12 protein-coding genes and 1 pseudogene are annotated in these 12,163 nt (G+C 69.5%); 1 reads left to right on the forward strand and 12 read right to left on the reverse strand.

The window, feature by feature from the left end:
- The 6 genes and pseudogenes from CH341_RS21255 to CH341_RS21280 form a co-directional block, all read right to left on the reverse strand.
- Window positions 1-505, reverse strand: a 505-nt coding sequence (locus CH341_RS21255) for an ABC transporter permease family protein (RefSeq protein ID WP_483475692.1), incomplete at its 3' end; no start/stop codon positions are given.
- Entirely contained in the window at window positions 502-1,389 is an 888-nt protein-coding gene (gene phnD, locus CH341_RS21260; protein WP_111420983.1) for a phosphate/phosphite/phosphonate ABC transporter substrate-binding protein, read from the reverse strand. The genes CH341_RS21255 and phnD, both read right to left, overlap by 4 nt.
- A 50-nt stretch (window positions 1,390-1,439) precedes the next feature.
- On the reverse strand, window positions 1,440-2,201 hold the full coding sequence (gene phnC, locus CH341_RS21265) for a phosphonate ABC transporter ATP-binding protein (protein WP_111420984.1): 762 nt from the start codon (window positions 2,199-2,201) through the stop codon (window positions 1,440-1,442).
- Between the two features lie 292 nt (window positions 2,202-2,493).
- A pseudogene (locus CH341_RS21270) lies at window positions 2,494-3,845 on the reverse strand (DUF711 family protein).
- A 159-nt stretch (window positions 3,846-4,004) separates the two neighbouring features.
- Window positions 4,005-4,301: an ACT domain-containing protein gene (locus CH341_RS21275; RefSeq protein WP_111420985.1), complete on the reverse strand. Its 297-nt coding sequence runs from the start codon at window positions 4,299-4,301 to the stop codon at window positions 4,005-4,007.
- 142 nt (window positions 4,302-4,443) lie between these two features.
- Window positions 4,444-4,638 carry a hypothetical protein gene (locus CH341_RS21280; RefSeq protein ID WP_111420986.1) on the reverse strand — a complete coding sequence of 65 codons (195 nt, stop codon included), beginning with the start codon at window positions 4,636-4,638 and terminating at the stop codon, window positions 4,444-4,446.
- Window positions 4,639-4,890: 252 nt separating this feature from the next.
- Here CH341_RS21280 and CH341_RS21285 point away from each other — a divergent pair, with 252 nt between their 5' ends.
- Window positions 4,891-5,580 carry an SOUL family heme-binding protein gene (locus CH341_RS21285; protein WP_210208497.1) on the forward strand — a complete coding sequence of 230 codons (690 nt, stop codon included), beginning with the start codon at window positions 4,891-4,893 and terminating at the stop codon, window positions 5,578-5,580.
- Between the two features lie 42 nt (window positions 5,581-5,622).
- Here CH341_RS21285 and CH341_RS21290 read toward each other — a convergent pair whose 3' ends face one another.
- The 6 genes from CH341_RS21290 to CH341_RS21315 all read right to left on the reverse strand — a co-directional run.
- Entirely contained in the window at window positions 5,623-7,071 is a 1,449-nt protein-coding gene (locus CH341_RS21290; protein ID WP_111420987.1) for a tryptophanase, read from the reverse strand.
- 520 nt (window positions 7,072-7,591) lie between these two features.
- On the reverse strand, window positions 7,592-7,840 hold the full coding sequence (locus CH341_RS21295) for a type II toxin-antitoxin system Phd/YefM family antitoxin (RefSeq protein WP_111420988.1): 249 nt from the start codon (window positions 7,838-7,840) through the stop codon (window positions 7,592-7,594).
- Window positions 7,837-8,352, reverse strand: coding sequence for a DUF29 domain-containing protein (locus CH341_RS21300; RefSeq protein WP_111420989.1), 516 nt, complete (start codon window positions 8,350-8,352; stop codon window positions 7,837-7,839). Before CH341_RS21300 ends, CH341_RS21295 begins: the two co-directional genes overlap by 4 nt.
- 66 nt (window positions 8,353-8,418) lie before the next feature.
- Window positions 8,419-10,851: a DNA topoisomerase (ATP-hydrolyzing) subunit B gene (gyrB, locus tag CH341_RS21305; RefSeq protein ID WP_111420990.1), complete on the reverse strand. Its 2,433-nt coding sequence runs from the start codon at window positions 10,849-10,851 to the stop codon at window positions 8,419-8,421.
- A 335-nt stretch (window positions 10,852-11,186) separates the two neighbouring features.
- Window positions 11,187-11,726: a peroxiredoxin gene (locus CH341_RS21310; RefSeq protein WP_111420991.1), complete on the reverse strand. Its 540-nt coding sequence runs from the start codon at window positions 11,724-11,726 to the stop codon at window positions 11,187-11,189.
- A 40-nt stretch (window positions 11,727-11,766) separates the two neighbouring features.
- Window positions 11,767-12,163: carboxymuconolactone decarboxylase family protein (locus CH341_RS21315; RefSeq protein ID WP_146604563.1), on the reverse strand; the 397-nt coding region annotated here is incomplete at its 5' end.

Raw genomic sequence — 12,163 nt, forward strand, 5'->3', positions numbered from 1 at the left:
CGCCACGGAACCGCGCGATGTCGAGCAGCACGCCGCGGCCCACCATCTTGTTCTTCGAGTGCTCGATGCCCAGCACGCCGGGCAGCGCGCCGAAGCCCACCATGGCGACCAGGATGATGCCCATGATCAGCTCGGGAATCGAGCGCAGCAGGTTCAGCATCAGCCGGGCGACGTGATAGACGGCGCGGTTGGGCGTGGTGTTGCCGGCGGCGAGCAGAGCGAGCGGCAGCGAAAGGCCGACCGCGATCGCCGTGCCGGCGATCGACATGGCGAGCGTGTCGGCGAGCGGCCGCAGCCAGAGCGGGAAGCGGCTGAAGTCCGGCGGAAACATCTCGCGCGAGAGCTGGACCACGGCCGGCCACGCGTCGGCGAAGCGGGCCGGGTCGAGCAGGCCGGTCGCCGCCATCGCCGTGATCACGACGGCGGCGACGGCGGCCGCGAGGCCGGCGCGACGCAGCCGCGAGGCTCCGTCGCGCGCCAGGATGGCGTCGTAGGCGAGGCTCATCCCTTCACCTTCGACAGGTCGAGATTCAGCACCTGGGCGGTGTCGCGCAGGATGTCGTAGGCGCGGTCGTCGGTGGCGGCGAAGCCCTCGGCCCGGAACGTCTTCAGGATCGCGGGATCCTTCAGCTCCAGGAAGGCGGCCCGGATCGCGTCCTTGAGGGCCGGCGCCAGCGTGCCCTGCATCACCATCGGATAGTTCGGGATCGGGTCGCTCTCGGCCAGCACCGTCACCTTGGCGCTGTCGATGGTGCCGCGCGCGACGAGCGCCGCGAAGATCTCCTGGCTCAGCCCGCCGGCCTGCACCTGCCCGGCCTGGACCGAGCGGGCGACGGCGTCGTGGGCGCCGAGATGGACGAACTTGTAGTCGCGCTCGCCGACGAGGCCGTTGCGGGCCAGGAGGGCGCGCGGGATCAGGTGGCTCGAGGTCGAGGCGGCGTCGCCGTAGCCGACCATCTTGCCGCGGATGTCGGCGATGCTCTTCACGCCGGCGTCGGCCTTGGCGATCACCACGGCCTTGTAGGTCGGCGAGCCCTTGGACACTCCGACCGCGAAGGGCTCGATGCCGGGCGCGCGCTGCTTGGCGAGCACGTAGGAGAGCGGGCCGAAATAGGCGACCTCGATGCGGCCGAACCGCATCGCCTCGATCATCGACGAGTAGTCGGTGGTGACGACGAGCTCGACGTCCTTCTTCAGCCGGCCTTCCAGATAGACCCTCAGCGGCTGGGCGTTCTGGATCAGCGTCGAGGCGTTCTCGTCGGGCAGCAGCGCGACGCGCAGCTTCGCCGGGTCGGCGTTCTGCGCCAGGGCGGTGCGGGTCGCGAAGGCCGTGCCGGCGAGGCCGGCGGCCCCGAGCAGGGTGGCGGAGAGGAAGCTGCGGCGGTCCATCGGGAGAGTCCTTCCGTTGTGATGTCGGTGCGGCGGACGCGGCGCGTCCGTCACTCGGCGGCGTCGACCAGGGGTGGCGCCGGCCTGTCGTAGATGACGTCGAGCACGCGCGGGCCGATCTCGCCGGGCCGTCCGTCGTGGACGACACGGCCGTGCGCGAGCGCGATGACGCGGTCGGCGAAGCGGCGGGCGAGCTCGACCTGGTGAAGGCTGACGATCGCGGCGATGCCGTCCTCGCGGCAGATGCGGTGGAGGTCCGACAGAACCCGTTCGGCGCTGCCGGGATCGAGGCTGGCCACCGGCTCGTCGGCCAGCACGATCTCGGGCTCCTGGGCCATCGCGCGGGCGATGCCGACGCGCTGCTGCTGGCCGCCGGACAGCCGGTCCGCGCGGTCGAGGGCGCGGTCGAGAAGGCCGACGCGGTCGAGCGCGGCGAGCGCCAGGCGCCGGTCGGCGCGCGGCAGCGGAAACAGCGAGCGGACGAAGCCGTGCGCGGCGAGGCGGCCGGTCAGCACGTTGTCGAGCGCGGTCAGCCGGCCGATCAGGTGGTGCTGCTGGAACACCATGCCGGTGCGCCGGCGGTGGCGGCGCAGCGCGCGGCGGTCGTGGACGATCGAGCCGACGCCGTCGGCGATCACATCGCCGGACGTCGGGGTCACCAGGCCGTTGAGGCAGCGCAGCAGCGTCGACTTGCCGGCGCCCGAGGCGCCGAGCAGCACCGTGAACTCGCCCGGCCGGAAGACCAGCGAGGTCGGCTGCAGGGCCGTGAGGCCGTTCGGGTAGGTGACGGTCGCGTGGTCGAGCCGCAGCATGAAGCCCCCGTCCGGCGAGTGTTCGGATGTTGCGAACGATCGGGGTGATCGTTCGCAGAAACCGATCTAGCGGACGGACATGACAGCGGGACGACAGGGGGCGAGAGGCTGCGCCCGCGCGACTTCGCTCGTGATGCAGGGATGTTGGACGATGTCTCGGTCATCCCGGGGCGGCGCGACAGCGCCGAGCCCGGGATTCATACGCCCGGTCTATCGTGTGCCACTGGCACCGGGGCTATGGATTCCGGGCTCGCGGACCTGCAGTCCGCGTCCCGGAATGACGGCTCTCGAATCAGTTGATCAGCGCCTGGAGGGGCGAGGGGATGCGGCCGCCGCGGGCGATGAAGCGGGCGCTCGACTGGGTGTGCACCGGGATGATCGGGGCGCGGCCGAGCAGGCCGCCGAAGTTCACGGCGTCGCCGACGCCCTTGCCGGCCACCGGGATGATGCGCACCGCCGTCGTCTTGCGGTTGATCATGCCGATCGCCGCCTCGTCGGCCATGATGGCCGACAGCGTCTCGGCCGGCGTGTCGCCCGGCACCGCGATCATGTCGAGCCCGACCGAGCAGACCGAGGTCATCGCTTCCAGCTTGTCGATGGTGAGGGTGCCGCGCTCGGCGGCCTCGATCATGCCGGCGTCCTCGGACAGCGGGATGAAGGCACCCGACAGGCCGCCGACATAGCTGGACGCCATCGCGCCGCCCTTCTTCACCGCGTCGTTGAGCAGCGCCAGCGCCGCCGTCGAGCCGTGGGTGCCGACGCCCTCGAGCCCGATCGCCTCGAGGATGCGGGCGACGCTGTCGCGCTCCGCCGGGGTCGGGGCGAGCGACAGGTCGATGATGCCGAACGGGATGCCGAGGCGGGCCGCGGCGGCGCGGCCGACCAGCTCGCCGGCCCGGGTGATCTTGAAGGCGGTGCCGCGGATCACCGCGGTCAGCGCCCCGAAGTCGACGTCGCCGGCCTCCTCGACGGCGCGCAGCACGACGCCCGGCCCGCTCACGCCGACGTTCACGACGCAGTCCGATTCGCTGGCACCGTGGAAGGCGCCGGCCATGAACGGGTTGTCCTCGACGGCGTTGCAGAACACCACGAGCTTGGCGCAGCCGATCGAGTCGCTCTGCGCCGTCGCGGCCGCGATGTCTTTCACAGTGCGGCCCATCAGGCCGATCGCGTCCATGTTGAGGCCGGCCCGGGTCGAGCCGACGTTCACCGATGCGCAGACGCGCTTCGTCGCGGCCAGCGCGTCCGGCAGCGCCGCGACGTCGTGCCCTTCTCGACATGGGCCGAGAAGCCGCCGATGAAATCGATGCCGAGGTCGTCCGCGGCGCGGTCGAGTGTCTGCGCGATCCTGATCATCTCGTCGGGGCCGCAGCGGCCGGCGATCAGCGACACCGGCGTCACCGCGACGCGGTTGTTGACGATCGGGATGCCGAACTCGCGGGCGATCTCGGCACTGGTTCTGGTGAGATGGCGGGCGACGCGCGTCACCTTGGCGTGGATGTTGTCGCACAGCGTCGCGCAGTCGTCGGCGACGCAGTCGAACAGGCTGATGCCGATCGTGACGGTGCGAATGTCGAGCTTCTCGTGCCGCACCATGCCGATGGTCTCGAGGATCTCTTCGCCCGAGAAGCCGAGGTGTTTCATCAGATGCCTCTTGTTTCGAACCCTCTGATGCGCTCGGTCATTCCGGGGCGCGCTGGAGGCGCGAACCCGGAATCCAGTCAGGAGCGCGGAGACCGTCGCTGGATTCCGGGTCCGGCGCCATGCGCCGTCCCGGAATGACCGGAGAGAATGCCGGAAGGCTCACACCCGGTGCATCGCCTTGAAGATCTCCTCGCGCTCGATCTCGACCTTGACGGCGAGCTCGGCGCCCTTGCGGGAGAGCCGCTCGCGCAGATCGTCGAACGAGACCTCGGAGGCGCCGAGATCCACCATCATGATCATGGTGAAGAAGTCGCGCATCACCGACTGGCTGATGTCCAGGATGTTGACGCCGGCGTCGGCGATCACGGTCGAGATGCCGGCAATGATGCCGACCCGGTCCGAGCCGATGATCGTCACGATGGCGCGGCCGGAGAGGTCCTTGGCGGTCTGGGGCATGGCGATGGTCCAAGCGGTCGACGGGGCTCGCGCCGAGGACCGGCCGCGAGACGGCCTGTTCTTAGCGTCTCACGCGGCTCACCGCCAATCGGGCCCGGTCCGGGCGAGAGCTTCGGGCACGACCACCCGGAACCGGCGAGCGTCAACCCGGCTGCGACATCGCACCGGCGCTGTCGTGCGGCATCGGGCCGCCGATCCGGGCGGCGCGACTTTTTGCCCGCAGGGCGGCGGCTTCGGACCGCGCCTGCTCGCACAACGAGCGCAGGCGTCGGCTCTGGTCCAGCAGGATGCGGCTTTCGGCGTGGAGGGACTGCAGGTCGTCGGAAAACGTCTTCATGGAATGCGCGGGGTGGACTGGCGTTGACGGGGGCTCTGGCTGACCGGCCGGTTGTCGAAGGCCGCGGCCACCCGATTTGCTATTTTATGGTTAACATTTGGTAAAAGCGGCTTCGAGCGCGGCGGCCGGACGTCGGCCTATCGCCCGACGGCTCGCGACCGTTCGGCGCGGGTCTACCGGCTGGCCGGGTGCCACCCCAAATCGACGACATGGCCGCCGCCCGCCCGGGTTGCGGCGGCGAGGGAGCCCGCCATGTCGATCGTCACATCCATTCTCCAGGGGACCGCCGGGGTGGTCGGGATCCGCTCCGGCACCGAGGAGCCGCGCTACGAGGTCGTCGAGCGCATCGGCGACACGGTCGAGATCCGCCGTTATGCGCCGCGGCTCGCCGCCGACGTGACGGTCGTGGCCGACGAGATGGCGGCCCGCTCGCTCGGTTTCCGCCGGCTCGCCCGCTTCATCTTCGGCGCCAACCGCGCGCGGGACACGATCGCCATGACGGCGCCCGTGACGGTCGCGCCCGCCGCGGGCGATGCGGCCGCCTCGGAGCGCATCGCCATGACGGCGCCGGTGGCCCAGCGCCCGGCCGCGGACGAGTCCGGGACCGAGGCATCCGGGACGGACGCGTCCGGGACGGGCGGCGACGGACGGCGCTGGACGATCCGCTTCACCATGCCGGCCGCGTTCACCCGCGACACGCTCCCGGTGCCGGACGACGCTGGCATCGCCATCGTCGAGGTGCCGGCTGAGACGGTCGCCGTGGTCACGTTCTCCGGGTCCACGGCGCCGGAGGCGGTGCAGCACCAGGCCCGGCTGCTGACCCGCATCCTCGCGACCTCGCCGTGGAGGCCGGCCGGCCCGCCGGCGGCCCAGTTCTACGACCCGCCCTGGACGCTGCCGTTCCTGCGCCGCAACGAGGTCGCGGTGCGGGTGGAGCGGTGAGGCGGGCCGGGCCTGTCGCGCCGCGAATTCGGCCGGAGCGCCTCAGAGGCTGTCGCCGAAATCCGCGCGGAACTTCGCCACCAGGCGCTGCTGCCAGTCGGAGACCGGCTTCAGGAGCCCGTAGAAGAAGCGCAGCACCTCGGGCTCCTCGACGAAGGTGAGGCCTCCGACCAGCCGGCGGTTCTCGTGCAGCCACGAGAGGCGATCGATCGCGTATTTCACCTGGCTCAGCGTGAACACCCGGCGCGGCATCGCGAGGCGCACCAGCTCCATGTTGGAGAACACCTCGCGGCCGTCCGGCTCGCGCTGCTCGGAGAGCGTGCCGCGCTCCATGCCGCGGATGCCGCCCGCGATGTAGAGGGCGGAGGCGAGCGCGCCGGCCGGATACTGCTCCTGCGGGATGTGGTCGACGAAACGCTTGGCGTCGACGTGGCAGCCCAGCCCGCCGGCCGGCGTGATCACCGGGACGCCCCGCCGCTCCAGCTCGCCGACCATGTAGGCGATGAACTGCGGGCCCTGGTCGATCATGTCCTCGTCCATGGTCTCCTCGAGGCCGACCGTGATCGCCTCGATCTCGCGCACCGACATGCCGCCATAGGTGAGGAAGCCTTCGAAGAGCGGCACGAGGCCGCGCATCCTCAGATACATGTCCTTGTCGCGGATGCAGATGCCGCCGCCGCGCGCACAGCCGAGCTTGCGCGCCGAGAAATAGACGATGTCGCACAGGTCGGCGATCCGTCGCGTGATCTCGCGGATCGTCAGATCCTTGCAGGAGGCTTCGCGGGTCTTGTTGAAATGCAGGTTGTCGGCGAGCAGGCTGGCGTCGAGCACCAGCACGATGCCGTGCCGGCGGCACACTGCGCTGACCTCGGCGAGGTTCTTCAGCGACACCGGCTGGCCGCCGATCAGGTTGGTGCCGGACTCGACCCGCACGAACGCGATCTTGCCGGCGCCGTGCCGGGCGATCGTCGCCTCGAGCTTGGCGATGTCCATGTCGCCCTTGAACGGCAGCGCGCTCACCACCTCGAGCCCGGCGTCCGACACCAGCTCCTCGACGACGCCGCCCTGCAGCGTGATATGCGCCTTGGTGGTGGTGAAGTGATAGTTCATCGGCACCACCGAGCCGGGCGTCACCAAGACCTTGGCGAGGATGTGCTCGCAGGCGCGGCCCTGGTGGGCGGGCAGGAAATAGTCCATGCCGAAGATGTCGCGCAGCTTCGTCTCCAGCCGCGTGTAGGTGGCGCTGCCCGCATAGGCGTCGTCCGCCACCATCATGGCGGCGAGCTGGCGGTCGCTCATGGCGTTGACGCCCGAGTCCGTCAGCATGTCGAGGAACACCTCCTCGTTGGGCAGCAGGAAGGTGTTGTTGCCGGCCTTGGTCATCACCTCCAGGCGGTGCTCGATCGGCGGCAGCGCGAGCTTCTGGACGATGCGCACCTTGTGCATCTCGAGCGGAATCGTCTCGCCACTGAAATACTTGATCTTGGACATCACTGTTCCCCAGCCATCGATATTCGAAATGGATCAGAAGGCCGGGCCGGCCTGCGGGCGCGTCACCGCGCACCGCCGCATCGTCGCGAGCCCAACCGCCGCAACAAAAAAATCGTTGGTACCATGGTCCGGGCCGACGAACTCGACCAGCCGGGGCAATCCCGTACGTCCTCGGACCCTAGGGGGGCGGACCGGGCGGCGGCGACGCAGGCGGCATGGAGACGCAAGCGTGCGTGCGGCGTGGAGGAGATCCCCGGCCTTGCGGGCGATCTCGGTCGTGACCGGGACGATCCGTGATCCGTAGATCGTCTCCGCTGCCGTCAGCCAGCGCCGCAACCGCTCCGCTTTTGCCGTGGCTCCTTTCGCGACGCACTTCGCGATGCCGAACTGGACCTCATGATGGTCACGACACTGAAGTACAGACGGTCGTGGTTTCGGGAGACCCACGCCTCGGCATCCTCACCGGCGAAGCCAGAGGTCGGGCTCGTCAGCGACAGGACGTCGGTGTCGAGGACATACATCAGAGCAGGTCTGACCGTCCGATGCGGGCCGGCCGCCGGTCGGGAAGATCGTCGGCGTCGATCGGGGCGCGCGTTACCAGGTCTGCCATGGTCGGATAATCGGCCACGAGCCGCATCCATGCCGAGTCGGCCAACACCACGACCGGCTCGGCGTCGCGGCGCTCGATCCGTTGCGGCCCGTCGGTGAGTGCAGCGTCGATCACGGCGGAAATGTCGGCCGCGGCATCGGCCATCGACCACGACTTCATGGCGGTGTCTCCGTCTTGCTCCGGTCGCCGGTGTCTACGGCCGTGGCGATGGACGCCACGGCGGCATCCGGGTCGAAGGCCGGATCCACGAGGGCGTCGAGCGACAGCGGGCAGTCGCGCGGCAGCGGCGGCGCCGAAATGCCGTGCTTGGCGAGTGAACGTGTTGCACCGTTGCAGGCGACCCGCCAGATCCGCGGCAGATCGATCCGTCGTGCGAGCCCGGGCGAGAAGACGAGGGCGGCATCGCCCTGGAACGCGATCACCTCGTCGAACCAGTGCATCGCCGAGGGCGCGTCGGGATCGATGGCGATCTTCAACAGATGCAGGAGGGTCTGCCGCAGCAGGTTCGAGACCTCCCGAATTTCGGAACGCCCCATGTCTTCGATCTCTTCGACCAGATTGCCGAGATCGAGCGGGCTCGTCTCGTGCGGAATAGCGCGCAGCAGGTCGGCCTGCTCGCGGGTCCACGCGACGAAATCACGATCGTGTCGGCCCCTGTGGTGTTCGCCCATGCGGCACCTTCGTGGCTGGCCTCCACCCCCGCCAACCGGCTGGCCAGACGATATCCCGCCCAGCGCTCAGATGTCCACGCTGGCGGCCAGGGCGTTCTCCTGGATGAACTCGCGGCGCGGGTCGACGACGTCGCCCATCAGCTTGGTGAAGATGTCCTCGGCCTCGTCGACCTCCTTGATCTTCACCTGGAGGAGCGAGCGGGCGTTGACGTCGAGGGTGGTCTCCCACAGCTGGTCGGGGTTCATCTCGCCCAGGCCCTTGTAGCGCTGCAGCGCGACGCCCTTGCGGCCGGCCGCGATCACCGCCTCGATCAGGTCGATCGGGCCGTGAATCGGCGTCTCGTCGCCCTTGCGGCGGAGCACGCCGGGCCGCGGATAGACCTGCTGCAGGAGCGGGGCGAGATCGTCGAGCTTCTTGGCCTCGGCGGAGCCGAGCAGCGCGCCGTCGATCATGGCGACCTCCTTCACGCCGCGCACGATGCGCTCGAACGTGAAGCCCTCGCCGTCGACGAAGCGGCCTTCCCAGCCACGCTCGGTCTCGTCGGCGAGCGCGTCGAGGCGGCGGGCGATATAGGCGGCGGCGCGGTCGGCGGGCTCGCGATCGAGCGCGATCGCCGGGTTGAGGACGCCGGCGATGGCGGCCTGCTCGACCACGGCGCGCCGGTAGCGGCTGTGCAGGCCGGCCAGCACGCCCCGCACGGTGCGGGCCTGATCGATCAGCAGCTTGAGGTCGGGGCCGGCGCGGTCCTCGCCGGAATGGGCGCGGAACACCGCCTCGTCGAGACCGGTGGCGATCAGATAGTCTTCGAGCGAGCGGTCGTCCTTGAGGTACTGCTCGGACTTGCCGCGGTTCACCTTGTAGAGCGGCGGCTGCGCGATGTAGATGTGGCCGCGATCGATCAGCGCGCGCATCTGCCGATAGAAGAAGGTCAGCAGCAGCGTGCGGATATGGGCGCCGTCGACGTCGGCGTCCGTCATGATGATGATCTTGTGGTAGCGCAGCTTGTCGGCCGTGAACTCTTCCGAGATGCCGGTGCCGAGCGCCGTGATCAGCGTGCCGATCTCCTGGCTCGACAGCATCTTGTCGATGCGGGCGCGCTCCACGTTGAGGATCTTGCCGCGCAACGGCAGCACGGCCTGGAACTCGCGGTTGCGGCCCTGCTTGGCGGAGCCGCCGGCCGAGTCGCCCTCGACGATGAACAGCTCGGACTTGGCCGGATCGCGCTCCTGGCAGTCGGCGAGCTTGCCGGGCAGCGAGGCGACGTCGAGCGCGCCCTTGCGCCGCGTCAGCTCACGCGCTTTTCGCGCGGCTTCGCGGGCCGTGGCGGCCTCGACGACCTTGCCGACCACCGTCTTGGCCTCGCCAGGATGCTCCTCCAGCCACGAGGCCAGCGCCTCGTTGAGCACGCCCTCGACCGCCGGCCGGACCTCGGACGAGACCAGCTTGTCCTTCGTCTGCGACGAGAACTTCGGATCCGGCACCTTCACCGACAGCACCGCGGTGAGGCCCTCGCGACAGTCGTCGCCGGTGAGCCCGACCTTCTCCTTCTTGGAGATGCCGGCCGAGTCCGCGTAACCGGTGATCTGCCGCGTCAGCGCGCCGCGGAAGCCGGCCAGATGGGTGCCGCCGTCACGCTGCGGGATGTTGTTGGTGAAGCACAGCACGGCCTCGTGATAGCCGTCGTTCCACCACAGCGCGCACTCGACCTCGATGCCGTCGCGCGTCGCCTTGATCATGACCGGGTCGGCGATCAGCGGCTTCTTGTTGCGGTCGAGATAACGGACGAAGGCCTCGACGCCGCCCTCGTAGACCATCTCCTCGCGCTTCTCGACCGCGTGCCGGCGGTCGGTCAGCACGATGTGCACGCCGGAGTTCAGGAAGGCGAGCTCGCGCAGGCGATGCTCCAGCGTCGCCCAGTCGAACTCCACCATGGTGAAGGTCTCGGTCGAGGGCAGGAACGTCACCTCGGTGCCGCGCTTGCCGTCGGCGTCGCCCGTCATCGCGAGCGGGGCCACCGCCACGCCGTGACGGAACTCCATCGTGTGTTCCTGGCCGTCGCGCCAGATGGTCAGCTTGAGCCAGCTCGACAGCGCATTGACGACCGAGACGCCGACGCCGTGCAGGCCGCCCGAGACCTTGTAGGAGTTCTGGTTGAACTTTCCGCCGGCGTGCAGCTGGGTCATGATGACCTCGGCCGCCGACACGCCCTCCCCCTTGTGGATGTCGGTCGGGATGCCGCGTCCGTCGTCGCGCACCGTGACCGAGCCGTCGGCGTTCAGCGCGACCGTGACCTCCTTCGCGTAGCCGGCGAGCGCCTCGTCGATCGCGTTGTCGACGACCTCGTACACCATGTGGTGCAGGCCGGAGCCGTCGTCGGTGTCGCCGATATACATGCCGGGCCGCTTGCGCACGGCATCGAGGCCCTTGAGGACCTGGATCGACTCGGCACCGTAGTCGGAACCGTCGGAGGGGATCTGCGAGGGGGTCGGTTCGTCCATGCCAACGAGCTTCGGAGGTGGTCCTGGAACGGGAATGACGCCGCACGGTGTGACACGAAAGCGGGGGCAGGTACAGGATATTGTGCCCGTCCGTAAATGGTTATTCGATAAGGAAAATTCAAGCGCGCGCCGGGGCTCGCGCAGGGGCGGGCCGGGGCGTCGCGCACGGACGAATCGCCGGCCTGCGACGTCGGCCCGAACAGGTGCGAAGGCACCGCCGACGAAAACGCCCGCCGCGTCCTCTCGGGACACGGCGGGCGGGACTCTGGCGGGCGGGAGTCTGGGCGTGACGGGAGCGCCGCTGCGCAGTCGTCACGACCGCCGCGTGGCGTCGCTCAGGCGACCTCGAGGACCGCTTCGCCCTTCTGCCAGTTGCACGGGCACAGCTCGTCGGTCTGCAGCGCGTCGAGCACCCGCAGCACCTCCTGCGGATTGCGGCCGACGCTGAGGTCGTTCACCGAGACGAAGCGGATGATGCCTTCCGGATCGACGATGAAGGTGGCGCGCAGGCACACGCCCTCCGCGGCATGCAGGATGCCGAGCGCTGCCGACAATTCGCGCTTGATGTCGGACAGCATCGGGAAGGGGAGCGCCTTCAGGTCCTTGTGGTTCTGCCGCCAGGCGAGATGCACGAACTCGCTGTCCGTGGAGGCGCCGTAGATCACGGCGTCACGGTCGTCGAACTCGCCGTTCATGGCGCCGAAGGCGGCGATCTCGGTCGGGCACACGAAGGTGAAGTCCTTCGGCCAGAAGAACAGAATCTTCCACTTGCCGGCGTCGCTGGTGTCGGTGATCCGCTTGAACGCGGAGCCCGGCTCGATGGAAACCACGGCCTGGAGATCGAAGGCCGGGAGCTTGTCGCCTACCGTGAGCATGGTCGTCTCGAATCCTTGGCGTTGATCGGTGTCGGGGGTCTCAGGCGACCGCGAGCGCGGCGGTCGGCGAACGGGTGGTGGCGGCGTCCAGGACGGTCGCGGCCGCATGGACGACGGCGGCGATCCGCAGGACGGCCTGAATGGCGGGCAGCGGAACGCCGTGCTTTCTGGCGCCTTCGACATGGGCCCGGGTGCAACCCTCGCAGCCCTTCACGGCGGAGGCCGCGAGCCCGAACAGCTCGAAATCGGCCTGCGCGATGCCGTGCTTGGTCATCGCGTTCATGCGCAGGCCGGCCGGCAGCTTGCCGAGGTCCGCATCGCCGGCCATGTGGACGGCGCGGTAGTAGACGTTGGTCATCGCCATCAGGGCGGCGGCGGTGCGGGCCGCCTCGGCCGTGGTGGCGTCGATCGCGCCGGCCGCTTCGGCCTCCACGGCG

This window comes from Rhodoplanes roseus (assembly GCF_003258865.1).
Classification (GTDB): domain Bacteria; phylum Pseudomonadota; class Alphaproteobacteria; order Rhizobiales; family Xanthobacteraceae; genus Rhodoplanes; species Rhodoplanes roseus.